The organism is Variovorax sp. 05N34 (assembly GCF_056397405.1).
In genome coordinates this window covers 26,353-50,454 of record NZ_JBFTNI010000014.1, presented here as the reverse complement: position 1 = coordinate 50,454, position 24,102 = coordinate 26,353, and the positions used below count along the sequence as shown (strand labels likewise).

The 24,102-nt window shown below is 62.6% G+C and carries 22 protein-coding genes; 9 read left to right on the top strand and 13 right to left on the bottom strand.

Features of this window, described 5'->3' with window-relative positions; genetic code table 11:
* Window positions 1-7: 7 nt before the first annotated feature.
* The 7 genes from hscA to uvrB all read right to left on the bottom strand — a co-directional run bounded on the left by hscA (window position 8) and on the right by uvrB (window position 7,377).
* Window positions 8-1,864, bottom strand: coding sequence for a Fe-S protein assembly chaperone HscA (gene hscA / locus AC1DMA_RS27790; protein ID WP_478128280.1), 1,857 nt, complete (start codon window positions 1,862-1,864; stop codon window positions 8-10).
* A 4-nt stretch (window positions 1,865-1,868) separates the two neighbouring features.
* Complete coding sequence (hscB, locus tag AC1DMA_RS27785; RefSeq protein WP_478128281.1) at window positions 1,869-2,387, bottom strand: Fe-S protein assembly co-chaperone HscB; 519 nt, start codon at window positions 2,385-2,387, stop codon at window positions 1,869-1,871.
* Between the two features lie 59 nt (window positions 2,388-2,446).
* Window positions 2,447-2,770 carry an iron-sulfur cluster assembly protein IscA gene (gene iscA / locus AC1DMA_RS27780; protein ID WP_184524123.1) on the bottom strand — a complete coding sequence of 108 codons (324 nt, stop codon included), beginning with the start codon at window positions 2,768-2,770 and terminating at the stop codon, window positions 2,447-2,449.
* A 1-nt stretch (window position 2,771) separates the two neighbouring features.
* Complete coding sequence (iscU, locus tag AC1DMA_RS27775; protein WP_478096903.1) at window positions 2,772-3,185, bottom strand: Fe-S cluster assembly scaffold IscU; 414 nt, start codon at window positions 3,183-3,185, stop codon at window positions 2,772-2,774.
* An 18-nt stretch (window positions 3,186-3,203) separates the two neighbouring features.
* Window positions 3,204-4,424 carry an IscS subfamily cysteine desulfurase gene (locus AC1DMA_RS27770; RefSeq protein WP_478128282.1) on the bottom strand — a complete coding sequence of 407 codons (1,221 nt, stop codon included), beginning with the start codon at window positions 4,422-4,424 and terminating at the stop codon, window positions 3,204-3,206.
* A gap of 71 nt (window positions 4,425-4,495) precedes the next feature.
* Window positions 4,496-5,032 carry a Fe-S cluster assembly transcriptional regulator IscR gene (iscR, locus tag AC1DMA_RS27765; protein WP_478128283.1) on the bottom strand — a complete coding sequence of 179 codons (537 nt, stop codon included), beginning with the start codon at window positions 5,030-5,032 and terminating at the stop codon, window positions 4,496-4,498.
* Between the two features lie 233 nt (window positions 5,033-5,265).
* On the bottom strand, window positions 5,266-7,377 hold the full coding sequence (uvrB, locus tag AC1DMA_RS27760; RefSeq protein ID WP_478146144.1) for an excinuclease ABC subunit UvrB: 2,112 nt from the start codon (window positions 7,375-7,377) through the stop codon (window positions 5,266-5,268).
* Window positions 7,378-7,487: 110 nt separating this feature from the next.
* Between uvrB and AC1DMA_RS27755 the strand changes: the two genes are divergently transcribed.
* The 4 genes from AC1DMA_RS27755 to AC1DMA_RS27740 all read left to right on the top strand — a co-directional run bounded on the left by AC1DMA_RS27755 (window position 7,488) and on the right by AC1DMA_RS27740 (window position 11,557).
* Window positions 7,488-8,684: an amino acid aminotransferase gene (locus AC1DMA_RS27755; RefSeq protein WP_478128285.1), complete on the top strand. Its 1,197-nt coding sequence runs from the start codon at window positions 7,488-7,490 to the stop codon at window positions 8,682-8,684.
* 200 nt (window positions 8,685-8,884) lie between these two features.
* On the top strand, window positions 8,885-10,285 hold the full coding sequence (locus AC1DMA_RS27750) for a polyhydroxyalkanoate depolymerase (RefSeq protein ID WP_478128286.1): 1,401 nt from the start codon (window positions 8,885-8,887) through the stop codon (window positions 10,283-10,285).
* A gap of 4 nt (window positions 10,286-10,289) precedes the next feature.
* Window positions 10,290-10,925 carry an RnfABCDGE type electron transport complex subunit B gene (locus tag AC1DMA_RS27745; RefSeq protein WP_478146143.1) on the top strand — a complete coding sequence of 212 codons (636 nt, stop codon included), beginning with the start codon at window positions 10,290-10,292 and terminating at the stop codon, window positions 10,923-10,925.
* Window positions 10,922-11,557: a LysE family translocator gene (locus tag AC1DMA_RS27740; protein ID WP_478146142.1), complete on the top strand. Its 636-nt coding sequence runs from the start codon at window positions 10,922-10,924 to the stop codon at window positions 11,555-11,557. The genes AC1DMA_RS27745 and AC1DMA_RS27740 overlap by 4 nt, the downstream gene beginning before the upstream one ends.
* Window positions 11,558-11,583: 26 nt before the next feature.
* Here the strand turns inward: AC1DMA_RS27740 and AC1DMA_RS27735 are convergent, their stop codons facing one another.
* The 5 genes from AC1DMA_RS27735 to scpA form a co-directional block, all read right to left on the bottom strand.
* Window positions 11,584-12,060, bottom strand: a complete 477-nt coding sequence (locus AC1DMA_RS27735) for a VOC family protein (RefSeq protein WP_478146141.1) — start codon at window positions 12,058-12,060, stop codon at window positions 11,584-11,586.
* Window positions 12,060-14,108, bottom strand: a complete 2,049-nt coding sequence (locus AC1DMA_RS27730; RefSeq protein ID WP_478146140.1) for an acetyl-CoA carboxylase biotin carboxylase subunit — start codon at window positions 14,106-14,108, stop codon at window positions 12,060-12,062. The genes AC1DMA_RS27735 and AC1DMA_RS27730 overlap by 1 nt, the downstream gene beginning before the upstream one ends.
* Before the next feature lie 17 nt (window positions 14,109-14,125).
* Complete coding sequence (locus tag AC1DMA_RS27725; RefSeq protein WP_478128291.1) at window positions 14,126-15,658, bottom strand: acyl-CoA carboxylase subunit beta; 1,533 nt, start codon at window positions 15,656-15,658, stop codon at window positions 14,126-14,128.
* Window positions 15,659-15,706: 48 nt separating this feature from the next.
* Entirely contained in the window at window positions 15,707-16,759 is a 1,053-nt protein-coding gene (meaB, locus tag AC1DMA_RS27720) for a methylmalonyl Co-A mutase-associated GTPase MeaB (protein ID WP_478146139.1), read from the bottom strand.
* 138 nt (window positions 16,760-16,897) lie between these two features.
* Window positions 16,898-19,051, bottom strand: coding sequence for a methylmalonyl-CoA mutase (gene scpA / locus AC1DMA_RS27715; protein ID WP_478146138.1), 2,154 nt, complete (start codon window positions 19,049-19,051; stop codon window positions 16,898-16,900).
* A 124-nt stretch (window positions 19,052-19,175) separates the two neighbouring features.
* Between scpA and AC1DMA_RS27710 the strand changes: the two genes are divergently transcribed.
* The 5 genes from AC1DMA_RS27710 (at window position 19,176) to AC1DMA_RS27690 (ending at window position 23,051) form a co-directional block, all read left to right on the top strand.
* Window positions 19,176-19,823: a GntR family transcriptional regulator gene (locus tag AC1DMA_RS27710; RefSeq protein ID WP_478128294.1), complete on the top strand. Its 648-nt coding sequence runs from the start codon at window positions 19,176-19,178 to the stop codon at window positions 19,821-19,823.
* A 122-nt stretch (window positions 19,824-19,945) separates the two neighbouring features.
* The gene (locus AC1DMA_RS27705; protein WP_478128295.1) at window positions 19,946-20,683 is read left to right on the top strand and encodes an SDR family NAD(P)-dependent oxidoreductase; all 738 of its coding nucleotides are present in this window, start codon (window positions 19,946-19,948) and stop codon (window positions 20,681-20,683) included.
* Window positions 20,684-20,732: 49 nt separating this feature from the next.
* Complete coding sequence (locus tag AC1DMA_RS27700; protein WP_478146137.1) at window positions 20,733-21,581, top strand: transporter substrate-binding domain-containing protein; 849 nt, start codon at window positions 20,733-20,735, stop codon at window positions 21,579-21,581.
* Between the two features lie 13 nt (window positions 21,582-21,594).
* Window positions 21,595-22,263, top strand: coding sequence for an amino acid ABC transporter permease (locus AC1DMA_RS27695; RefSeq protein WP_478128297.1), 669 nt, complete (start codon window positions 21,595-21,597; stop codon window positions 22,261-22,263).
* On the top strand, window positions 22,260-23,051 hold the full coding sequence (locus AC1DMA_RS27690; RefSeq protein WP_478146136.1) for an amino acid ABC transporter ATP-binding protein: 792 nt from the start codon (window positions 22,260-22,262) through the stop codon (window positions 23,049-23,051). The genes AC1DMA_RS27695 and AC1DMA_RS27690 overlap by 4 nt, the downstream gene beginning before the upstream one ends.
* On the opposite strand, the gene dusA is transcribed toward AC1DMA_RS27690, so the two are convergent.
* Window positions 23,024-24,049: a tRNA dihydrouridine(20/20a) synthase DusA gene (gene dusA / locus AC1DMA_RS27685; RefSeq protein WP_478146135.1), complete on the bottom strand. Its 1,026-nt coding sequence runs from the start codon at window positions 24,047-24,049 to the stop codon at window positions 23,024-23,026. The two genes, AC1DMA_RS27690 and dusA, sit on opposite strands and share 28 nt — an antisense overlap.
* Window positions 24,050-24,102: the final 53 nt, after the last annotated feature.

Genomic DNA, 24,102 nt, shown 5'->3' with positions numbered 1-24,102 from the left:
GCTTGTTCTAGAGGGATTCGATCTGGCGACCCGAGAGCGCTCGCGCGATCCCGGCGTTCATCCGTTCGGCCGCGAAGGCTTCGGTGCCATCGGCGAGCGCCTTGGTCGCCGCTTCGACAGTGGCTGCGTCGCCGGTGGATCGGGCTTCGCGCAGGGCGTCCATCAACGAATGAATCGCCCCGCGTTCTTCGGGGGACAAAAGCGCACCATCTATATCCAGCGCACTCTGTGTCGCCAGCAGCATGCGATCGGCGTCCACCCGCGCCTCGACCAGTGCGCGTGCCTGCATGTCCTGTTGGGCGGTTGAGAAGCTGTCTTGCAGCATCGTGGCGATCTGGTCGTCAGAGAGCCCGTAAGAAGGCTTGACGGTAACGCTTGCCTCCACTCCGCTGCCCTGCTCCTTGGCGCTCACGCTAAGCAAGCCGTCCGCATCGACCGTGAAGGTGACCCTGATCCGTGCGGCGCCCGCGACCATCGGCGGAATGCCGCGCAGCTCGAATCGCGCCAGGCTGCGGCAATCTGCGACGAGGTCACGTTCGCCTTGCACCACGTGCAGCGCGAGCGCCGTCTGCCCGTCCTTGTATGTCGTGAAATCCTGCGCCATCGCCGTCGGAATCGTCTGGTTGCGAGGCACGATACGCTCGACCAAACCACCCATGGTTTCAATGCCGAGCGAAAGCGGAATCACATCCAGCAGCAACAGGTCATCGGCGCCCGCATTCCCGGCAAGCTGATTGGCCTGGATGGCCGCGCCCAGTGCCACCACCTCGTCAGGATTGAGATTGGTCAATGGCTCTCGACCAAAGAACTCACCGACTGCGCGCCGAATCTGCGGCATTCGCGTGGCCCCGCCAACCAGCACGACCCCCTGCATGTCCGTCGGCTGGAGCTTAGCGTCTCGCAAGGCCTTGCGAACGGCAGCGATCGTTCGTGCGGTGAGGGGCTGGGTCGCGCCTTCGAATTGGTCGCGCCGGATCTCGGCGGTCACATTGCCGGCCTGCAGGCTGGCGGAGAACAGAGTTGTTTCAGCAGACGTGAGCGCCTCCTTGGCTGCCCGAGCCGTCACCAGCAGCGCAGCCTTGTCGGTATCGCTGGACACCTTCAGGCCTGCTTGCGCGAGGACCACGTCCGCCAATACGTGATCGTAGTCGTCGCCTCCCAAGGCCGAATCGCCGCCGGTTGCAATGACCTCGAATACGCCCTGCGTCAGGCGCAGGATCGAGATGTCGAAAGTGCCACCGCCAAGATCGTAGACGGCGTACACACCCTCGCTCGCGTTGTCGAGCCCGTAGGCAATTGCTGCCGACGTCGGCTCGCTGATGAGGCGCAGCACGTTCAGTCCTGCGAGTTGAGCGGCGTCCTTGGTGGCTTGGCGCTGGCCTTCGTCGAAGTACGCGGGAACGGTGATCACCGCGCCGTACAGATCCGCATTGAAAGTGTCCTCGGCCCGATAGCGAAGGGTCGCGAGGATCTCGGCGCTGACTTCAATCGGCGACTTCTCGCCGGCCGCCGTGCGCACCCTGACCATGCCTGCGTCGTCCGTCAGGTGGTAGGCCATTGCTTCGCGATTGCCGATGTCCTGGATGCCGCGGCCCATCAAGCGCTTGACGGACGTGATGACATTGGTGGGATCGCCCACGCGTGCAGCCAACGCGTCGAAGCCGATCTGCCGGCGATCCTTGTCGAGATAGCGCACGGCCGAAGGGAGCACCACGCGGCCTTCCGCATCTGGCAAGCATTCGGCGACTCCATTGCGCACGGCAGCAACGAGCGAGTGCGTGGTTCCGAGGTCGATGCCGACCGCGATGCGGCGCTGGTGCGGATCGGGCGCGAGGCCCGGTTCTGAGATCTGGAGCAATGCCATGGCGCTATTGTCCCAATTGCTCTGACTTCGCCTCGATATCGTCGGCAAAGCGCTCTATGAACATGAGGGCTCTGACCTGCAGGGCCGCCGCAGGGTAGTCGCCTTTTTCGTCAATGAGCCAATCGAGCGAGGACATCGCGCGAGCACGGACGACTTCGACTTCGGACCGCAGTTTCTCGAGGTCGGCCGCACCGTGAGCTTCGTCGAGCTCTTCGCGCCACTCCATCTGGTGCATCAAAAAATCCGCCGGCATCGCGGTATTGTTCTCGGCGTTGATCGGCGCAGCATTCAATTGACAAATGTATGCGGCACGCTTGATCGGATCCTTCAGCCGCTGGTAGGCCTCGTTGATGCGAACTGACCACTGCATGGCAACCCGCTGAGCTGCCGCGCCCTGCGCAGCAAAACGGTCGGGATGCGCTTCCCGCTGCAGTTCTTTCCAGCGGGCGTCCAGCTTGGCGCGGTCCTGCACAAACCGGGCAGGCACCGCGAAGAGGTCGAAATCGTTGTCAGTGAGGTTCATACGTCAAAAAGCCGCCAGCACATGACATGGTGGCGGCTCGGGCTCGATGCCGGTGGAGGTCAGATGCGGAAGCTCTCGCCGCAACCGCAGCGGTCGCGCTCGTTCGGATTGTTGAACTTGAAGCCCTCATTGAGGCCTTCACGCACAAAATCGAGTTGCGTTCCGTCGATGTAGGCAAGGCTTTTGGGATCGACGAGCACCTTCACGCCGTGGTCCTCGAATACCACGTCTTCAGGCGACAGTTCGTCGACGTACTCGAGCTTGTAGGCAAGCCCTGAACAGCCGGTCGTCTTGACGCCCAGACGCACGCCCACGCCCTTCCCTCGCTTGCCGAGGTAGCGCGTGACGTGGCGCGCAGCCGATTCGGTGAGAGTCACAGCCATGTCAGTGAGCAGCCTCCGTCGCCGATGCGGCGACGCCATGCTTGGCCTTGTAGTCGCTGACCGCCGCCTTGATGGCGTCTTCGGCGAGGATCGAGCAATGGATCTTGACGGGCGGCAATGCGAGCTCTTCGGCGATCTGCGCATTCTTCAACGCAGCCGCCTCGTCGAGCGTCTTTCCCTTGACCCATTCGGTCACGAGAGACGACGAAGCAATTGCCGAACCGCAGCCGTATGTCTTGAAGCGCGCGTCCTCGATCACCCCTGTCTCGGGGTTGACCTTGATCTGGAGCTTCATGACGTCACCGCAGGCGGGTGCGCCCACCATGCCGGTGCCCACCGACTCGTCGCCCTTTTCGAAAGAGCCGACGTTGCGGGGATTTTCGTAATGGTCAATAACCTTGGATGAATAAGCCATGGGATACCTCTTTGATCTTTAATGCGCCGACCACTGGATCGTGCTGATGTCGATGCCGTCCTTGAACATCTCCCACAGCGGGCTCAGTTCGCGGAGCTTGGCGACGTTGTGCTTGATGGTCGAAACCGCGTAGTCGATCTCTTCTTCGGTCGTGAACCGGCCGATCGTCATGCGCAGACTGCTGTGAGCGAGTTCGTCACTGCGGCCGAGGGCACGTAGCACATAGCTGGGTTCGAGACTGGCCGAGGTGCAGGCAGAGCCGCTGGACACGGCCAGACCCTTGATGCCCATGATCAGCGATTCGCCTTCGACGTAGTTGAAGCTCATGTTCAGGTTGTGCGGAACCCTATGCGCGAGATCGCCATTGATGAAAACCTGTTCGACATCCTTAAGGCCGTCAAGAAGGCGCTTCTGAAGCGCGTGCGCCTTGGCAATGTCTTGCTTCATTTCGAGCTTGGCAAGGCGGAAGGCTTCGCCCATGCCCACGATCTGATGCGTAGGCAACGTACCGGAGCGCATTCCACGCTCATGGCCGCCACCATGCATCTGCGCTTCAAGACGTACGCGTGGCTTGCGGCGGACGTAGAGTGCGCCGATGCCCTTAGGCCCGTAAGTCTTGTGTGAAGCGAGGCTCATCAGGTCGATCGGCAGGTTCTTGACGTCGATCTCGACCTTGCCCGTGGCTTGCGCCGCGTCGGCATGAAAAATCACGCCCTTTTCACGGCAGATGTTTCCGAGCGCGACCATGTCCTGGATCACACCGATTTCGTTGTTCACGAACATGACGCTCGCAAGGATGGTGTCGGGACGGATGGCTGCCTTGAAGGCTTCCAGATCGAGCAGCCCGTTTTCCTGGACGTCAAGATAGGTCACGTCGAACCCTTGGCGCTCGAGTTCGCGCATGGTGTCGAGAACCGCCTTGTGCTCAGTCTTGACCGTGATCAGGTGCTTCCCCTTGCCCTTGTAGAAGTGGGCCGCACCCTTCAGCGCCAGATTGTTCGATTCGGTAGCACCGGAAGTCCAGACGATCTCACGCGGGTCAGCGCCGATCAGGTCCGCGACTTCGACTCGCGCCTTTTCGACGGCCTCCTCGGCCTCCCATCCCCAGGCATGGCTCCGCGATGCCGGATTGCCAAAATGCTCGCGCAGCCACGGGATCATCGCGTCGACGACGCGGGGATCGACGGGCGTTGTGGCGCCGTAGTCAAGATAGATCGGGAAATGGGGAGTGACGTCCATGGCTGGCTCAGGCTGGCGTGGGGTTTATCTTTGTTGAAGCTGAAGTAGCGGCGCCCCGAGGCGCCTGCAAATCACGACTTGGCGAAAACGTTGCCCAATGCAAATACCGAATTGGGCGCGTTGACCCTGATCGGCTTGACCACAGGCTGGCTCGAAATCGCGCGCTTCACGGCGGGCTTGTTTTCGATCTGAACGCCCTTGGCGATCTGGTCGTCGACCAGCTTCTGCAAAGTGACGGAGTCGAGAAATTCGACCATGCGCTGATTGAGAGAAGCCCACAGTTCGTGCGTCATGCATCGACCCGCTTCCCCGAGGCAGTTTTCCTTGCCGCCGCATTGCGTGGCATCGATGGGCTCATCGACCGAGACAATGATGTCCGCAACGGTGATATCGGCAGCCTTGCGGCCGAGCGAATAGCCGCCGCCAGGGCCACGCGTGGATTCGACCAATTCGTGCCGGCGCAGCTTGCCGAAGAGTTGTTCTAGATATGACAGCGAAATCTGCTGCCGCTGGCTGATTGCGGCCAGCGTGACCGGACCGGTGTTCTGGCGCAACGCCAGATCGATCATGGCTGTAACCGCAAAGCGGCCTTTGGTAGTGAGACGCATCGCAAGCTCCTTAGTGCTTACCGTTGAAATGACACCTTGGCCGGGACCCGTGGTGACGTCGTCTCCGCCCTGCCCGACCCCTGCTTTTCTGGTGATCCAGTGAATGGGAGTCGGCCCTTCATCGCGAAGTTTCTTTGTTGTTGAGTATTTCGCTCAAGTATAGCAGGAGCCCCTTCACTTTGCTCGGGTAAACCCGCTCGCGCCCTGCGGATCCCGGCGGTCGCGCCGCCCGCCTACACAGGGGCGATATTGTCGTGCCCGGGAGCGCCAAAGGCCTGTTCGCGCAGCACTGCCAACTGGTCCCGAACGCGCGCGGCCTTCTCGAACTCGAGGTTGCGCGCGTGCTCGAGCATGGTCTTTTCCAGGCGCTTGATCTCGCGCGCAATGTCCTTTTCGGACATGTCTTCCACCTTCGCGCGCTCAAGGTCTCGCTTGGCGGCTTCTTTCCCGGTCTTCTCGCTGTAGACACCGTCGATCAGGTCCCGCACCTGCTTCACGATGCTGCGCGGCGTGATTCCGTGCGCTTCGTTGTGGGCGATCTGCCGGGCGCGGCGGCGCTCCGTCTCGTCGATGGCCTTCCTCATTGAATCCGTGACCCGATCGGCATACAGGATGGCCTTGCCATGAAGATTCCGGGCCGCACGGCCGATCGTTTGAATCAACGAGCGCTCCGCCCGCAAAAAACCTTCCTTGTCGGCGTCCAGAATTGCAACCAGCGACACCTCGGGAATATCCAGCCCTTCGCGGAGCAGGTTGATGCCGACCAGCACGTCGAACGTGCCGAGCCGGAGGTCACGAAGAATTTCGACCCGCTCCACCGTGTCCACGTCACTGTGCAGGTAACGCACCTTGACACCGTTGTCGCCCAGATAGTCGGTCAGCTGCTCGGCCATCCGCTTGGTCAGGGTGGTGATCAGTACGCGCTCGTTTTTGTCCACGCGCAGCCGGATTTCCTGCAGCACGTCATCCACCTGATGCGTCGCGGGCCGGACTTCAACCTCGGGATCGATCAGGCCTGTCGGCCGCACGAGTTGTTCCACGACGTTTCCGGCGTTGTCCTTTTCGTACTGCGCGGGCGTGGCGGACACGAAGATGCACTGCCGCGTCCGCGCCTCGAATTCCTCAAACTTCAGCGGGCGGTTGTCCATGGCCGACGGCAAGCGGAAGCCGTATTCCACGAGCGTTGTCTTGCGGGCCCGGTCGCCGTTGTACATGGCGCTCAACTGGCCGATCATCTGGTGGCTCTCGTCCAGGAACATCAGGGCGTCCTTGGGGAGATAGTCGGTCAGAGTCGCGGGCGGCTCGCCGGGCGCCGCCCCGGAGAGATGGCGACTGTAGTTTTCGATGCCCTTGCAATGGCCGATTTCAGCCAGCATTTCGAGATCGAAGCGCGTGCGCTGCTCGATCCGCTGCGCCTCGACCAGCTTGCCTTGGGCGACGAAGAACTTGAGCCTTTCGTCAAGCTCGAGCTTGATGGTTTCCACCGCACTCAGCACCTTGTCGCGCGGCGTGACGTAGTGGCTGGAGGGATAGACGGTGAAACGCGGGATCTTCTGGCGGATGCGGCCCGTGAGGGGATCGAAGAGCTGCAGCGACTCGATCTCGTCGTCGAAGAGCTCGATTCGGATCGCCAACTCGCTGTGCTCGGCCGGAAAGACGTCGATGGTGTCGCCGCGCACGCGGAACGTCCCACGCGAAAAGTCCTGCTCGTTGCGCGTGTATTGCATGCGGATGAGTCGGCCGATCACGTCGCGCTGCCCGATCTTGTCGCCTGTCCGCATGATGAAGCGCATCTGCGTGTAGTCCTCGGGCGTGCCGATGCCGTAGATCGCACTCACGGTGGCCACGATCACCGTGTCGCGCCGCTCCAACACGCTCTTGGTCGCTGAAAGGCGCATCTGCTCGATGTGCTCGTTGATCGAGCTGTCTTTCTCGATGAACAGGTCGCGCTGAGGGACGTAGGCTTCCGGCTGGTAATAGTCGTAGTAGCTGACGAAGTATTCGACCGCGTTTTTTGGAAAAAACTCGCGGAACTCGCTGTAGAGCTGGGCCGCCAGCGTCTTGTTGGGCGCAAACACGATCGCCGGGCGACCCAGGCGGGCGATCACATTCGCCATGGTGAAAGTCTTGCCCGAGCCGGTCACGCCCAGCAGCGTCTGGAAGACCTCGCCGTCCTGCACGCCTTCGACCAGCCCGGCGATTGCCGCCGGCTGGTCGCCCGCCGGCGGATAGGGCTGGTAGAGCTCAAACGGCGAACCGGGGAATTTGATGAACTCACCCTGCTTAACCGGACCTACCGGATCGGCATGCTGAGGCTCTGGAATGACTTCGGACGTATCTGGCATGGCTTGGAGCTGAGAGAGATGCGGCCGCGGCCGGTAAAATTCAAGCGAACCGGAAAGCGTAACGCAGCTCCCGGCATCACGCGAATCGACCACCCGAAAAGGATTTCTCCATGTCTATGTTCACCGCCGTCGAGATGGCGCCCCGCGACCCGATTCTGGGCCTCAACGAGCAGTACGCCGCCGACAGCAATCCGCAAAAAGTCAACCTCGGCGTGGGGGTGTACTACGACGACAACGGCAAGCTGCCCCTCCTGAAGTGCGTCCAGGCCGCGGAAGAAGACATGATGAAGTCGCCCAGCGCGCGCGGCTATCTGCCAATCGACGGTATCGCCGCGTATGACAACGCGGTCAAGGGCCTTGTCTTCGGCGCTGACAGCGAACCCGTGAAATCCGGCCGTGTCGCCACCATCCAGGCGATCGGCGGAACGGGGGGCCTCAAGGTGGGCGCCGACTTCCTCAAGAAGCTGAGCCCGCAGGCAAAGGTGCTGATCAGCGATCCAAGCTGGGAAAACCACCGCGCGCTCTTCACCAACGCCGGGTTCGAGGTCGAAACCTATCCCTACTATGACGCTGCCAAGCGCGGCATCAACTTCGACGGCATGCTCACGGCGCTGAACGCCGCACCCGCCGGAACGATCGTCGTATTGCACGCCTGCTGCCACAACCCGACCGGATACGACATCACGCCGGCGCAGTGGGATCAGGTCATTGCCGTGGTCAAGGCGGCGAATCTGACGCCATTCCTGGACATGGCCTACCAGGGCTTCGGCAACGGGATCGCCGAGGACGGCGCGGTGATCGGCAAGTTCGTGCAAGCGGGCCTGACTTTCTTCGTTTCCACCTCGTTTTCCAAGAGCTTCAGCTTGTACGGCGAACGGGTCGGTGCGCTTTCGGTGCTTTGCGAAAGCAAGGAAGAAGCCGGCCGCGTGCTGTCGCAGCTCAAGATCGCCATTCGCACCAACTACAGCAACCCGCCGATCCATGGCGGCGCGGTCGTCGCAGCGGTGCTGAACGACCCGGCCCGGCGTGCTGTCTGGGAGGGTGAATTGGCCGAAATGCGCGTGCGCATCAAGGCCATGCGGCACAAGCTGGTCGACGGACTCAAAGCTGCCGGAGTGAAGCAGGACATGGGCTTCATCACGTCACAAATCGGAATGTTCAGTTATTCGGGGCTTACCAAGGAGCAGATGGTCCGGTTGCGCGAGGAATTCGGCGTGTACGGCACCGACACCGGCCGCATGTGCGTTGCGGCGCTCAATAGCAAGAACATCGATTACGTCTGCCAGAGTATCGCGAAGGTCGTCTGAGCCGTGAATGGCGGCGCGTTGGAGAGGGCGTCGCCTTTTAACTCAGCCTTTGGGTTGGCCCGCACCCCGATGCTTAAGTTGCCGAAATAAGTGTTCAGGGCGACTCGAATGTCACGACTGCCTTGTCAAGTTGAACACTCGCCCCATTTGTAGAAAATGGCAACTGATATATTGCACTGCAATAACTAACTGGGCCTCCCATGCTCTACCAACTCTATGAAGCGCAACGCTCCCTGATGGAGCCGTTTGCGGACTTCGCACAAGCCGCCTCAAAACTCTATGGGCAAGGCGCTGTGTTTGGGCAAACGCCTATTGCACAACGCATGGCTGCCGGCTACGACCTGCTCTACCGCCTGGGCAAAGATTACGAGAAGCCGGAATTCGGGATCAAGACGGTCAAGGTCGAGGACCGCGACGTGGTGATCCACGAAAGCATCGAAGTCGAAAAGCCTTTCTGCCAGTTGCGCCGCTTCAAGCGCTTCACTGACGAACCGAAAATCCTCCAGACCCTCAAGAGCCAACCCGTGGTGTTGATCGTGGCACCGCTGTCCGGCCATTACGCAACGCTGCTGCGCGACACGGTGCGCACGATGCTTCAGGACCACAAGGTCTATATCACCGACTGGGTCAATGCGCGCCTCGTGCCGCTCTCCAAGGGCGAATTCCACCTTGACGACTACGTCAACTACGTCGAGGACTTCATTCGCTACCTGCAGGCCGAGTACGGCAACTGCCACGTGATCAGCGTCTGCCAGCCAACGGTGCCCGTGCTGGCAGCGGTCTCGCTCATGGCGAGCCGTGGCGAAAAGGCGCCGCTGTCGATGACGATGATGGGCGGCCCGATCGATGCGCGCAAATCGCCTACCGCGGTCAACAACCTGGCAATGAACAAGAGCTTCGAATGGTTCGAGAACAACGTGATCTACCGCGTGCCGGACGGCTTTCCCGGCGCCGGTCGCCGCGTATACCCGGGTTTCCTGCAGCACACGGGCTTCGTCGCGATGAACCCCGACCGCCACGCGAGCAGCCACTACGACTATTTCAAGAATCTGATCAAGGGCGACGATGCGAGCGCCGATGCCCACCGCAACTTCTACGACGAGTACAACGCCGTCCTCGACATGGATGCGGACTACTACCTCGACACCATCAGGACGGTCTTCCAGGACTTCAAGCTCGTCAACGGCACCTGGGAAGTGAAGAACCCCGAAGGCGTGCGTGAGCCCGTACGGCCGCAGGACATCCGTTCGACGGGCTTGCTGACTGTCGAAGGTGAACTGGACGATATTTCCGGCGCGGGCCAGACGCGGGCCGCGCATGATCTGTGCACGGGCATTTCGTCCGACGAGCAAAGGCACCTTGAGGTCAAGGGCGCCGGCCATTACGGGATCTTCAGCGGCCGCCGCTGGCGAGACCGCGTCTATCCCGAAGTCAAGGCTTTCATCCTGGCGCACGACAAGCCGCAGACGCGCGCATCGCAAGTGACGCTGGCCCAGGAAGACCCGAAGCCCTCCGCTGCGAAGAAGCGCGCGACATCGGCTGCAGCACGCAAGACTGCGCCGGCACCCCGCTCACGTACGTCGCAGCGCAAGTCCGCGTGATGCCGTGAGCGCTCTGGCGATGCGCCTGCTCGAGGCGCTGCCGCAAACGCAGTGCACGCGCTGCGGCTATCCAGATTGCGCAGGCTACGCGCAGGCCATCGAAGCCGGTGAGGCGGAGATCGATCAATGCCCGCCTGGCGGTGCTGCGGGCGTTGAGCGGCTTTCGCGGTTGACGGGTCGCCCGGCAACGGAAGTCAATCCGCAGTTCGGCGTCGAGGGTCCGCGCGCGATGGCAGTCATCGATGAGGCGTGGTGTATCGGATGCACGCTGTGCCTGGATGCTTGTCCGACAGATGCCATCGTCGGCATCCACAAGCGCATGCATACGGTGATCGAGGCACATTGCACCGGATGTGAACTCTGCATTCCGGCCTGCCCCGTCGATTGCATCTCGCTGGAAGTGGCCACGCCCGGCCGCAGCGGCTGGCAAGCGTGGTCGCAAGAGCAGGCAGACCACGCGCGCGAGCGCTATGAGGGCCATAAGCTGCGCAGCGACAAGAGGGCCCCTGTTGCCGATCCGAGCCAGGTCGATGCGCCTGATGCGGCGCCCCCGGCAGACCGCAAGCGGGCCATCGTTGAAGCAGCCCTTGCCCGCGCTCGCGCGGCGAGCGCATCCAGAACCGGCAGCGGCAAGTCATGAGCAGCGATACCCTCCTTCTCTTTACCCTGGCCTCGATCGCGCTTGCGATCACGCCGGGCCCGACCATGCTTCTTGCGCTGTCCAACGGCATTGGGGGCGGGATGCGCGCAGCGGGCTGGGGAATCGCAGGTGCGTCGCTCGGCAGCAGCATCGTGATTGCCACCGTCGCTCTGGGCTTGGGCTCGCTGCTTGCGGCATCCGAGTGGCTCTTCAACGCGATTCGGCTCGTGGGCGTCGTCTACCTCGTCTGGCTCGGCGTCAAGCTCTGGCGCGCGCCAGCACCCGATATTGCGAGGGAACTGGCAGCTTCAGCGGCCAAACCGCTTCCTGGCCGGCTTGCGTTGCTGCGCAGCCTCGCAGTGGCGTTGTCCAATCCGAAGTCCCTGCTGTTCTTCGCGGCCTTCCTGCCTCAATTCATCGACACGGCCCAGCCGCAGGGCCAGCAATACCTGCTGCTCGGCGCGATCTTCGTTTGTCTCGACACCTGTGTGATGCTGGGCTACGCCACCGCCGGCACGCAAGCCGTGCGCTGGCTCTCGCAACGCAGCCTGCGCAGGCTCAACCGGGGCTGCGCCGTGGGCATGTGGCTTCTGGCCGGTACGCTTGCGATCTGGCGCCGCCCCGGCGCCTGATCGCAATCAACATTGGCGTCGGAGCTCTAAGAGCCCGCGAGGGCCGTGAAAGCCTTGACGACCTCCGGCGGCGCCTGCACGAGTTCGATCAGCACGCCTTCCCCCGAGATCGGAAACTCCTCGTTGCCCTTCGGGTGCAAGAAGCAAATATCGAAGCCTGCCGCACCGGCACGGATGCCGCCGGGCGCAAAGCGCACACCCCGCGCCGTCAGCCATTCGACGGCCTTGGGCAAGTCATCGATCCACAAGCCGACGTGATTGAGCGGCGTGGTGTGCACAGCCGGCTTCCTGTCCAGATCCAGCGGCTGCATCAGATCGACCTCGACCTTGAACGGCCCGCTGCCGATCGCGCAGATGTCCTCGTCGACGTTCTCCCGTTCGCTCCTGAACGTGCCCGTGACTTCGAGACCCAGCATCTCGACCCATAGCTTCTGCAACCGCGTCTTGTCCGGGCCGCCGATCGCGATCTGCTGGATGCCCAGCACCTTGAATGGGCGGCTCATCAGGCAAACTCCATGATGACTTGATCGACGGACAACGATTCGCCCTTGGCGGCCGCAATGGCGCCGACGACGCCATCCTGCGTCGCGAACAGCACGTTTTCCATCTTCATTGCCTCGATCACCGCCAGTTTCTCGCCCGCCTGGACGCGCTGGCCGGCCTGCACCGCCACTTCGACCAGCAAGCCAGGCATCGGCGACATGAGGAACTTGCTGAGATCCGGCGGCGCCTTGTAGGGCATAAGCTTCAGCAGCCGTGCGCCGAGCGGCGACAACACCATCGCCTCGATCTGCGTGCCGTTGTGCGACACGCGCAGCGACAGCGGATTCTTGCCGGCCCCGCGCTCGACCTGAGCGGTGAAGGCGCGACCGTTCACCGTGCCTTCGACGCGAATGCTGCCGAGCGCCGATTTGCTGTCGATCTTGTAGCTGTTGCCATTCACCGCAACCGCGCTCGATCCCGTCTGCCCATGAAAGTCCGTGACCGACACCGGCTTGTGCACGTGCTGGCCGGCTTCGTCTAGCACGACCACGACGAATTGCTCGCCGACCTTGACGCCATGGCCTTCGAGCTGGCCGCTGATGCCGGACGCGCGGGCGCGATACCGTCGATGGACGTAAGCCGCGAGAGCCACCAGAAAGTCCGGATCGTCATGCGGCACGTCTTCCGCATGAAAGCCCTTGCCGTAGTGCTCGGCAATGAACCCGGTGTTGAAGTCGCCAGCGACGAACTTCGGATGCGCAAGCAGCGCTGCCTGGAAGGGAATGTTGCTGTTGATGCCGCGAATCACGAACCCGTTGAGCGCCTCGCGCATCAAGGCGATAGCGTGCGCGCGATCGCGACCGTGAACGATGAGCTTGGCGATCATCGAGTCGTAGAACATCGGGATTTCGCCGCCGTCGTACACACCGGTGTCTACCCGCACGCCATACAGATGCTCAGTATCGGCGGAGAACATCGTCTCCTTCGGCGGCTGGAAGCGCACCAACCGGCCCGTCGACGGCAGGAAGTTGCGGAACGGGTCTTCCGCATTGATACGGCATTCGATCGCCCAGCCCTCGCGCTTCACTTCCGCTTGCGTCAACGGCAGCTTCTCGCCGGCGGCAACGCGGATCATCAGTTCCACCAGGTCGAGACCAGTGATCGCTTCGGTCACCGGATGCTCCACCTGCAGCCGCGTGTTCATCTCCAGAAAATAGAAGCTCTGGTCCTTGCCCACCACGAACTCGACTGTGCCCGCGCTCTGATACTTCACCGCCTTGGCGAGCGCCACAGCCTGCTCGCCCATTGCCTTGCGCGTCGCATCGCTGATGAAGGGCGACGGTGCTTCCTCGATCACCTTCTGGTGCCGACGCTGGATAGAGCATTCGCGTTCGTTCAGGTAGATCACATTGCCCTGCGAATCGCCCAGCACCTGGATTTCGATATGGCGCGGCTCTTCGACGAACTTCTCGATGAACACGCGGTCGTCGCCGAAGCTGTTGAGGGCTTCGTTGCGGCACGAGGTGAAGCCTTCGAAAGCCTCCTTGTCGTTGAAGGCCACGCGCAGGCCCTTGCCGCCGCCACCAGCCGACGCCTTGATCATTACCGGGTAACCGATGTCCTTGGCGATCTCGACCGCACGCTCGGCGGTGTCGATCGCGTCGTTCCAGCCGGGAATGGTGTTGACCCTGGCTTCGTTCGCCAGCTTCTTCGACGCGATCTTGTCACCCATGGCGGCGATCGAATAGTGCTTGGGGCCGATGAAGACGATGCCTTCGTCTTCCACCTTGCGGGCGAAGGCTTCGTTCTCGGAGAGAAAGCCATAGCCAGGGTGCACAGCCTCAGCGCCAGTCTGCTTGCAAGCCGCGATGATGCGGTCCGCCTGAAGGTAACTCTCGCGGCTGGCCGATGCACCGATGTGCACCGCTTCGTCGGCGAGTTCGACGTGGCGAGCGTCCTTGTCGGCGTCGGAGTAGACGGCGACGGTCAGGATGCCCATCTTCTTCGCCGTCTTGATGACGCGGCATGCGATTTCACCCCGATTGGCGATAAGGATTTTCTTGAACATGTTCTCTTCTCCCGGACTCACAGAGGGATGTTGCCGTGCTTGCGCCACGGGTTTTCCAGCTTCTTCTCGCGGAGCATCACAAGGCTTCGGCAGATGCGCTTGCGTGTCTCGCTGGGCAGGATCACATCGTCGATATAGCCGCGCGTGCCGGCGACGTACGGATTGGCAAAGCGCGCCTTGTATTCGGCTTCGCGTGCCGCGAGCTTTTCGGGGTCGTTCTTGTCCTCGCGGAAGATGATCTCGACCGCGCCCTTGGCCCCCATCACGGCGATCTCCGCACGTGGCCATGCAAGGTTCACGTCGCCGCGCAGGTGCTTGGACGACATCACGTCGTAGGCACCGCCATAGGCCTTGCGCGTGATCACGGTGATCTTCGGCACGGTGCATTCGGCGTAGGCATAGAGCAGCTTGGCACCATGCTTGATGATGCCGCCGTACTCCTGGCTGGTGCCGGGCATGAAGCCGGGCACGTCGACGAAGGTCACGACAGGGATGTTGAAAGCATCGCAAAAGCGCACGAATCGCGCCGCCTTGATCGAAGACTTGATGTCCAGACAGCCCGCGAGCACCAGCGGCTGGTTGGCAACGATGCCGATGCTTTGGCCTTCCATGCGGGCAAAGCCGATCACGATGTTCTTGGCGTAGTCAGGCTGCAGTTCGAAGAAGTCGCCGTCATCGACCACCTTCGAGATCAGCTCCTTCATGTCGTAAGGCTTGTTGGTGTTGTCCGGAACCAGCGTATCGAGCGAAAGATCGGCGCGTTCGGCCGGATCGCCGCTGGGGCGCACTGGCGGCTTCTCGCGGTTGTTCAGCGGCAGGTAGTTGTAGAGCCGGCGCAGCATCATCAGTGCTTCGATGTCGTTCTCGAACGCCATGTCGGCCACGCCGCTCTTGGTCGTGTGCGTCGACGCGCCGCCCAATTCCTCGGCCGTGACGTCTTCGTGCGTGACCGTCTTCACCACCTCCGGGCCGGTGACGAACATGTATGAGCTGTCCTTCACCATGAAGATGAAGTCCGTCATGGCCGGCGAATACACCGCGCCGCCCGCGCAGGGGCCCATGATCATGCTGATCTGCGGCACGACGCCGGAAGCCATCACGTTGCGCTGGAACACTTCGGCGTAGCCGCCGAGCGAGGCGACACCTTCCTGGATACGCGCCCCGCCGGAGTCGTTGAGTCCGATGACGGGTGCGCCGACCTTCATGGCCTGATCCATCACCTTGCAGATCTTCTCGGCATGCGCTTCGCTGAGCGCGCCGCCGAACACCGTGAAGTCCTGGCTGAAGACGAAGACCAGCCGGCCGTTGATCATGCCGTAGCCCGTGACGACGCCGTCGCCCGGAATTCGCGTGTCGGCCATGCCGAAATCACTCGATCGGTGCTCGACGAACATGTCCCATTCTTCGAAGGTGTTGTCGTCGAGCAAAAGCTCGATGCGCTCGCGGGCCGTCAGTTTGCCCTTGGCATGCTGGGCGTCGATGCGCTTCTGGCCACCGCCCATGCGCGCCTGTTCGCGGCGCTTTTCAAGTTGTTCGAGGATTTCTTTCATGACGTTCTGTTGAAAAGTTGATCTTGTTGGCTCGATGGGTCCGACAGGCTACGCCTGCCCCGCCTGTGCGGCGAGAAGATTTCGTGCGGCAGTCGATGCCGGAAGCGTGCCAGTGGTGACTTGGGCAATCGCCTGCGGCAGCAGCTCGCGCACGCGTGGATGGTGTCGAAATGCGTGTTTCAGGCCCGCCTCGATGCGTTCCCACATCCATGCGAGCGCCTGCTTTTCGCGCCGCGACGCGAGTCTGCCGTTGGCAGTCTGCAGCGACTGGAACTGCAGCACCGAATCCCAGAAGGCATCGATGCCGGTCCCGGCCAGCGCACTGAGTTGCATCACCCTGGGCAGCCACAGGCGCACTTCCGCTTCAGGCGACCCCGGTTCGGCGTGCGCCGCCTGAACGCTCTGTGCATGCGCCGGATTGCCGTGATGACCGAAGAGCCGGAGCGCGGATGTGATCTGCGCCTGCGCGCGCGTCGCGGCATCCTTGTCGATATCCGCCTTGTTGATGACGACGAGATCGGCGAGCTCCATCACGCCCTTCTTGATCGCCTGCAGGTCATCGCCGGCGTTGGGCAATTGCAGCAGCACGAACATGTCCGTCATGCCCGATACCGCCGTCTCGCTCTGGCCCACGCCGACTGTCTCGACGATCACGATGTCGTAGCCCGCGGCCTCGCACACCAGCATTGCCTCGCGCGTCTTCTCTGCGACACCGCCCAGCGTGCCGGATGACGGGCTCGGACGGATGTAGGCCCGCTCATGCACGGAGAGCTTTTCCATCCGCGTCTTGTCGCCCAGGATGGAGCCGCCGGACACAGTGGACGAAGGATCGATCGTGAGCACCGCAAGGCGATGGCCGCGTTCGATCAGAAACAGGCCCAGCGTCTCGATGAAAGTCGATTTGCCCACTCCGGGCACGCCCGAAATTCCCAGGCGGAAGGACTTGCCCGTATGCGGCAGCAATTCAGTCAGCAGTTCATCGGCCTGTGCGCGGTGATCGTCGCGTGTCGATTCGAGCAGAGTGATCGCCTTGGCAATCGCACGCCGTTGCAAAGGCCCCTCCGATGCCACCACCGACCCGGCCGTGACGACGGATTTCATCGATTTAATAGCCGCCACTTCAGCTCCCGCCCCAACCGACTCGGGAAATACCGCGGAACCGGCTTTGCCGGGCCGCCGGTATTGCCCCCTGCAAGGGGGTGGGCGGCCACACGAAGTGGGCAAGCCTGGGGGTGTGCCTCATAAAGCAGCGCGAATCTGCTCGAGCACGTCCTTGGCACTGGCAGGGATGGGCGTTCCCGGGCCGTAGATGCCTTTCACGCCGGCGTCGTAGAGAAACTCGTAATCCTGGCGCGGAATCACCCCTCCGACGAAAACGATGATGTCGTCGGCACCTTGCTTCTTGAGTTCTTCGATGATGGCCGGCACCAGCGTCTTGTGGCCTGCGGCAAGCGTGCTCACGCCGACGGCATGCACATCGTTCTCGATGGCTTGCCGCGCGCACTCCTCAGGCGTTTGAAACAGCGGGCCCATGTCGACGTCGAAACCAAGATCGGCAAAGGCGGTGGCGACGACTTTCGCGCCGCGATCGTGGCCGTCCTGCCCCAGCTTGGAGATCATCACGCGCGGGCGCCGGCCCTGCTCTTCAGCAAAAGCAGCGATCTCGTTCTGAAGCGCTTCCCACCCTTCGGCGGAGTCGTAAGCAGCCGCGTAGACGCCGGTCACCTTCTGTGTGTCGGCACGATGGCGGCCGTAGACTTTCTCGAGCGCATCGCTGATTTCGCCAACGGTGGCGCGCAAGCGCACGGCCTTGATGCTGAGGTCGAGCAGGTTGCCTTCGCCGCTCTTGGCGGCGGCAGTCAACGCGTCGAGCGCTGCCTGTACTGCGGCGCTGTCGCGCTTCTCGCGAATGGCCTTGAGCTTGTCGATTTGCCCGTCACGCACCTTGACGTTGTCGATCTGCAGGATGTCGTGCGTGTCTTCGCTCTTGAGCTTGTACTTGTTGACGCCGACGATCACGTCCTTGCCCGAGTCGATGCGCGCCTGCTTGTCGGCGGCGGCGGCTTCGATCTTCAGCTTGGCCCAACCGCTGTCGACCGCCTTGGTCATGCCGCCCATTGCCTCGACCTCTTCGATGATGGTCCAGGCGGCATCGGCCATGTCCTGCGTGAGCTTTTCCATCATGTAGCTGCCAGCCCACGGGTCGATCACGTTGGTGATGTGCGTCTCTTCCTGGATGATGAGTTGGGTGTTGCGCGCAATGCGGGCGCTGAACTCGGTGGGCAGCGCAATCGCTTCGTCCAGTGCGTTGGTGTGCAGGCTCTGGGTGCCGCCGAACACCGCGGCCATGGCTTCGATGGTGGTGCGCACCACGTTGTTGTAGGGGTCCTGTTCGGTCAGCGACCAGCCCGAGGTCTGGCAGTGGGTGCGCAGCATCAGGCTCTTGGGGTTCTTCGGGTTGAACTCCTTCATGATCCGGCACCACAGAAGGCGCGCCGCGCGCATCTTGGCGACTTCCAGATAGAAGTTCATGCCGATGGCCCAGAAGAAGCTCAGCCGGCCCGCGAAGTCATCGACGTCCAGACCCTTGGCGAGCGCCGTCTTGACGTACTCCTTGCCGTCCGCCAGCGTGAAGGCCAGTTCCAGCGCCTGATTCGCGCCGGCTTCCTGCATGTGATAGCCGCTGATCGAGATCGAGTTGAACTTCGGCATGTTGCGCGCCGTGTACTCGATGATGTCGCCGATGATCCGCATCGACGGCTCCGGCGGAAAGATATAGGTGTTGCGGACCATGAACTCCTTGAGGATGTCGTTCTGGATCGTTCCGCTGAGCTTGTCCTGGGAGACACCCTGCTCTTCCGCTGCCACCACAAAGCCTGCAAGCACCGGGAGCACCGCACCGTTCATCGTCATCGACACGCTGACCTTATCGAGCGGAATCTGGTCGAAGAGGATCTTCATGTCCTCCACTGAATCGATCGCTACGCCGGCCTTGCCCACGTCACCCGTCACGCGCGGATGGTCGCTGTCGTAGCCCCGGTGGGTTGCAAGATCGAACGCGACGCTCACGCCCTGGCCGCCGGCAGCGAGTGCCTTGCGATAGAAAGCGTTCGATTCCTCGGCTGTCGAGAAGCCCGCGTATTGCCGGATGGTCCAGGGACGCACCGCGTACATGGTGGCTTGCGGGCCTCGCAGATAAGGCTCGAACCCGGGCAACGTGTCCGCGTACTTCAACCCTTTCAAGTCGGCGGACGTGTAGAGCGGCTTGACGGTGATGCCGTCGGGCGTGATCCAGTTCAATGCATTCACATCACCACCGGGAGCGGATTTTGCGGCGGCCTTGGCCCATGCTTCGAGGGTGGCGTTTGAAAATTGAGGTTCGGGTTTGCTCATGGGCGCAGCTTTGAAAAGGTCGCGGAACGAGGGGGCGCGCACAGGTGCGGCCCGGGTCGGGAGCGAGTCTAACCCATCTGTAATTATTAATTCAAACAATCTGAGTTGCGGTACATTTCCACCCATGTCTGCGCTCACCCTCACTCCTCGCGCCCTCTACGAAGAGGTGGCGGAGCTACTTCGCCAGCGCATCTTCAACCGCGAGCTCGAGCCCGGCAGTTGGATCGACGAACTGAAGCTGGCAGACGAATACGGCATCAGCCGCACCCCACTGAGAGAAGCGCTCAAGGTACTTGCCGCCGAGGGCCTTGTCACCATGAAAGTGCGGCGCGGCGCCTACGTGACCGAGGTTTCGGACAAGGACCTGGCCGACGTGTATCACCTTCTGAGCCTGCTGGAGAGCGACGCCGCTGGCGTGGTCGCCGAGCGCGCCTCCGATGCCGAACTGGCCGAGCTCGAAGCCCTGCACACCGAACTCGAAGCGGCCGCCGCGCCGGGCCACGTGAACCGCCAGAACTTCTTCGCCATCAACGAGCGCTTTCACATGCGGCTGCTCGCCATTGCCGACAACCGCTGGCGCGACCAGATGGTGGCCGACCTGCGCAAGGTGATGAAGCTCAATCGGCACAACTCGCTCTTGAAGTCCGGGCGCATCGCCGAATCCCTCAAGGAGCACCGCGCGATCATGGCCGCGCTCAAGGGGCGCAATCCGGCCGTCGCCATGGCACGCATGCAGCAGCATTTCAGCAACGGGCTCGAAGCGGCGAACTGACCCTGCCCCGTCGGAGGCCCGACTTCGACCCGCATCCTGGCGGCGTGCTTTGCTTGCACAATACTTGCTTCGACTTAACGCAAGCGGCGCCCCTCCGGTGATCCGAAGAGAAAGTATCGTGAATGAGTAGTGTGGTCGTGACCGGCGCGGGCTCGGGCATCGGGGCTGCAACATGCAGGCGCCTGGCGGCACAAGGGATCGATCTCGTGATCCACACCGGCAGCCAGCGAGAAGCCGCAATGGCACTCGCGCGCGAATGCAGCGCCGTACGAAGCACCGTGGTGATCGGCGACATGGCCGATGCGGGCACTGTCGATGCGCTGTTCCATGCCGCACAGGCGCTCGGTGGGTTGCGCGGCGTCGTCGCCAATGCGGGTTTTGCCGACCGCCGCACGTTGGCGCAGTTGGATGACGACATCGTCGAGCGCTCGCTGCGCACCATGGTTGTCTCGCTCGCCCATCTCTTGCGCAAATCCCTTCCGCTGCTCGAACAAGCCTCGCACGGGCGATTCGTTGCCGTCAGTTCGTTCGTCGCGCATCGGTTCACGCTCGGAGCGTCCAGCTTTCCCGCAACTGCCGCAGCCAAGGCGGGTGTCGAGGCACTGGTCAAGGCGGCCGCGGCAGAAGTGGCCGCGCGCGGAGTGACCGTCAACGCGGTAGCTCCCGGCTATGTTCAAAAGGACCGCCCGAACAGCGGCGCCCTGACCGCTGATCAATGGAAGCAGGCATTGTCACGCGTGCCCGCAGGGCGCCTCGCCACGCCCGACGACATTGCGGCGCCGATCGCCTTTCTGCTGAGCCCGGAAGCCGCATTCATCACGGGACAAGTGCTGCACGTCGACGGCGGCATGACCTTGTAGACACGCAACGCCACGCACCCCGATTTTTCAACCGATGGAGAACGATTCGATGACAAACCGTCGCCAATTCATTGCCCGCGTTGCCGCCGCAGGAGCTGCCGGAACTGCGTCGAGCTGGGCCACTCAGGCCTTCGCGCAAGCGGAGCCCGAAAGTGCCTGGGCGCGCATTCACCGCACGAAGGTGTTGCGCATCGGCGCGGTGGCCGGCGCGGCGCCCTACTATCACAAGGATCTGGCGTCCGGCGAATGGCAGGGCTTCATGATCGACTTCGCCAAGAACCTGGCGGGCAGCCTCGACGTCAAGCTGGACATCAACGAAACCACCTGGGGCAATTCGGTGCTCGACCTGCAGTCGAACAAGATCGACGTGTTCTTCGGGCTCAATCCGACACCCCAGCGCGCGCTGGTGGTCGACTTTTCGGACCCGCTCTTCAACAATGCCTTCGTGCTGGTGGCGCGCAAGGGCTTCAATCCCAAGACCTGGGAAGAATTGAACAAGCCGGACGTGAAGGTCGCGGTCGACATCGGCTCGTCGCACGACCAGATGGTGACGAAGACGCTTCCCAACGCGCAGATCATCCGCCTCGAAAAAGCCGCCGACGCCACGCTGGCGGTGCAGACCGGGCGCGCAGACTGCCAGGTACTGGCAGTGGTGCTCGCACTCACCGTCATGAGCAAGAACCCGACGATCGGCCACATCGTGCTGCCGACGCCGACGCAGGCAACCACGACGAACCTCGGCTTCCGCAAGGAAAACGATCGCCAATGGGTCGAATACGTGAACAAGTGGATCGCGCAGACGCGCGCCAGCGGCAAGGTCAAGCAGGTGGTGCTGAGCAACATGCAGGCGCTGTCGGGCGTGAAGCCGGATCAAGTACCGACCGAAATCAGCTTCTGACGCCAGGGCCGCCGTGTACCAGTGGGACTTTGAATTTCTCTGGGGCTTTCGCCGGCTCCTCCTCATCGGCCTGGGCTACACGGCCGCCTATACGGTGATCTGCACGCTGCTCGGGCTGCTGATCGGTTTGGCGGTCGCCATGGGCCGGCTGTCGCGGCACGGCTGGCTGCGCGCGCCGCTGCGAGGCTATGTCGAAATCTTTCGCTGCACGCCGGTGCTGGTGCAACTGGTGTGGTTCTATTACGCGCTGCCGGTGCTGACGGGCATCCAGATTTCGGCGGCGCTCGCGGCCATCCTGGCGCTGTCGCTCTACGGGAGCTCGTTCTTCTCGGAGATCATCCGCGGCGGCATCATCTCGATCGACCCTGAGCAAAGTGATGCCGCACGCGCATTGGGGATGCGCCGCTTTCAGGTGATGCGCCGGGTGGTGCTGCCGCAGGCCTTCAGGCGCATGGTGCCGCCGCTGCTCAACCAGTCGATCCTGCAGCTCAAGAACACTTCGCTGCTGTCGGTGCTTGCCTTGCCCGACCTGCTCTACCAGGGCCAGAGCATCGCGCACGAGACCTACCGTCCGCTGGAAACCTACACCGTCGTGGCGCTCGCCTATTTCATCGTGCTGCTGCCGGCGACGATCCTGGTTAAGCGTGCGGAAACCCGTCTTTCGAAGACCGCCCGCGCATGACTCCGACCGTGAACGCACCCATGATCGAGGTCAGCCACCTCGGCAAAAGCTTTGGCGACAACCGCGTCTTGCGCGACGTGTCCCTCTCCGTCGGCAAAGGCGAGGTCGTGGCACTCATCGGCCCGTCGGGCTCCGGCAAGTCGACGCTCCTGCGATGCCTGAACCTGCTGGCCGTGCCCGACGAAGGCACCGTACGCGTGGGCGACCAGACGATGGCCTTCAAGGGCGCTGCGACGCGGCTGCCCAGGGACGCGCTGCTCTCCGCATTCCGCGCCCGCACCGGCATGGTCTTCCAGCACTTCAACCTGTTTCCGCACATGACTGTCCTGGGCAATGTCATGGAAGGACCTGTCACCGTGCTGCGGCAAGCCAAGGCGCAAGCGGAAGCCAACGCAAGATTGCTGCTCGGCAAGGTCGGTTTGCAGGACAAGGCCGACGCCTGGCCGGATCAACTGTCAGGCGGGCAGAAGCAACGCGTCGCCATTGCCCGGGCGATGGCGATGGAGCCGCAGGTGATGCTGTTCGACGAGGTGACGTCGGCGCTCGACCCAGAGCTGGTTGGCGAAGTGCTGCGCGTCATCAGAGTGCTGGCCGACGAAGGCATGACCATGGTGCTCGTCACGCATGAGATGGCCTTCGCGCGCGAGGTGGCCGATCAGGTGGCGTTCATGCGCGACKGCGTCATCGTCGAATGCGGTCCAGCGCGCCAGGTGATCGATGAGCCCAACGAGCCGGCGACACGCGCCTTCCTCGCCCGCTTTCACGAAGGCAGGCCGGCCAGCGCCTGAGCCGGCTCCTCGGCGTCAGGGCGAATCGCGTGCGAGTGCGCCCGCGTCATCACTTCATGCGGCGACAGCGCCTTGAGCCGATGGTCGCTCCAGACTTGCCGCCAATGGCGCGCGCCGGCGAGCCCATTGCGCAGGCCGAGCATGTGACGCGCGATGTTCGACCATGGCGTGCCGTGGGCTTCGGCCTCGCGCACCATGTAGTCGCACATCTGGCGCTCGACGTCTTCGCGCGTGGCCGTCGAAGGCGCCTCACCGTAGAAGGCTTGGTCCCACTCAGTCAGCCACCACGGGTTGTGATAAGCCTCGCGCCCGATCATCACGCCGTCCAACAGCCGCAAATGCGCCTGCATTTGCGCGATCTCATTGAAGCCGCCATTGATTGAAAAACGCAGCGCCGGGAAGTCGTGCTTCAGCCGATGCACCAACTCATAGCGCAGCGGCGGCACTTCCCGGTTCTGCTTGGGCGAAAGCCCCTTGAGCCAGGCATTGCGCGCATGCACGATGAAAGCTTCGCAGCCCGCCTCGCTTACCTTGCCGACGAAGTCGCGCACAAAGCCGTAGCTTTCGACCTTGTCGATGCCAATGCGGTGCTTGACGGTGACCGGCACCTCGACCACATCGACCATCGCCTTCACGCAATCCGCCACGAGCTCGGGTTCGTTCATCAGGCAGGCACCGAATGCGCCGCGCTGCACTCGCTCGCTCGGGCAGCCGCAGTTGATGTTGATCTCGTCGTAGCCCCATTCCTCGCCGAGCTTGGCGCAGTGCGCAAGGTCGGCCGGCTCGCTGCCGCCGAGTTGCAGCGCGACAGGGTGCTCTTCGGTGTTGAAGCGCAGGTGTCGCGGCACGTCGCCGTGGATGAGCGCGCCGGTGGTCACCATTTCGGTGTAGAGCAACGCGCGGCGCGTGAGCAGGCGGTGGAAGAAGCGACAGTGGCGGTCCGTCCAGTCCATCATGGGGGCGACAGATATCTCGGGCGGCTTGACTCTTTGATTCATAACGGTTCTTGCTGCGGCACCGCCTGAAGAGGGCGGCCCGGGAATGCGGGAAT

Excerpts from the sequence above, each read along its gene's own strand:
- scpA (WP_478146138.1), bottom strand. The coding sequence starts at position 19,051 with ATGAGCAAACCCGAACCTCAATTTTCAAACGCCACCCTCGAAGCATGG.
- uvrB (WP_478146144.1), bottom strand. The coding sequence starts at position 7,377 with ATGCCAGATACGTCCGAAGTCATTCCAGAGCCTCAGCATGCCGATCCG.
- AC1DMA_RS27735 (WP_478146141.1), bottom strand. The coding sequence starts at position 12,060 with ATGAGCCGCCCATTCAAGGTGCTGGGCATCCAGCAGATCGCGATCGGC.
- AC1DMA_RS27740 (WP_478146142.1), top strand. The coding sequence starts at position 10,922 with ATGAGCAGCGATACCCTCCTTCTCTTTACCCTGGCCTCGATCGCGCTT.
- AC1DMA_RS27700 (WP_478146137.1), top strand. The coding sequence starts at position 20,733 with ATGACAAACCGTCGCCAATTCATTGCCCGCGTTGCCGCCGCAGGAGCT.
- iscR (WP_478128283.1), bottom strand. The coding sequence starts at position 5,032 with ATGCGTCTCACTACCAAAGGCCGCTTTGCGGTTACAGCCATGATCGAT.
- AC1DMA_RS27705 (WP_478128295.1), top strand. The coding sequence starts at position 19,946 with ATGAGTAGTGTGGTCGTGACCGGCGCGGGCTCGGGCATCGGGGCTGCA.
- AC1DMA_RS27755 (WP_478128285.1), top strand. The coding sequence starts at position 7,488 with ATGTCTATGTTCACCGCCGTCGAGATGGCGCCCCGCGACCCGATTCTG.
- iscU (WP_478096903.1), bottom strand. The coding sequence starts at position 3,185 with ATGGCTTATTCATCCAAGGTTATTGACCATTACGAAAATCCCCGCAAC.
- AC1DMA_RS27750 (WP_478128286.1), top strand. The coding sequence starts at position 8,885 with ATGCTCTACCAACTCTATGAAGCGCAACGCTCCCTGATGGAGCCGTTT.
- AC1DMA_RS27730 (WP_478146140.1), bottom strand. The coding sequence starts at position 14,108 with ATGTTCAAGAAAATCCTTATCGCCAATCGGGGTGAAATCGCATGCCGC.
- AC1DMA_RS27725 (WP_478128291.1), bottom strand. The coding sequence starts at position 15,658 with ATGAAAGAAATCCTCGAACAACTTGAAAAGCGCCGCGAACAGGCGCGC.
- iscA (WP_184524123.1), bottom strand. The coding sequence starts at position 2,770 with ATGGCTGTGACTCTCACCGAATCGGCTGCGCGCCACGTCACGCGCTAC.
- dusA (WP_478146135.1), bottom strand. The coding sequence starts at position 24,049 with ATGAATCAAAGAGTCAAGCCGCCCGAGATATCTGTCGCCCCCATGATG.
- meaB (WP_478146139.1), bottom strand. The coding sequence starts at position 16,759 with ATGAAATCCGTCGTCACGGCCGGGTCGGTGGTGGCATCGGAGGGGCCT.
- AC1DMA_RS27770 (WP_478128282.1), bottom strand. The coding sequence starts at position 4,424 with ATGGACGTCACTCCCCATTTCCCGATCTATCTTGACTACGGCGCCACA.
- hscB (WP_478128281.1), bottom strand. The coding sequence starts at position 2,387 with ATGAACCTCACTGACAACGATTTCGACCTCTTCGCGGTGCCTGCCCGG.
- AC1DMA_RS27710 (WP_478128294.1), top strand. The coding sequence starts at position 19,176 with ATGTCTGCGCTCACCCTCACTCCTCGCGCCCTCTACGAAGAGGTGGCG.
- hscA (WP_478128280.1), bottom strand. The coding sequence starts at position 1,864 with ATGGCATTGCTCCAGATCTCAGAACCGGGCCTCGCGCCCGATCCGCAC.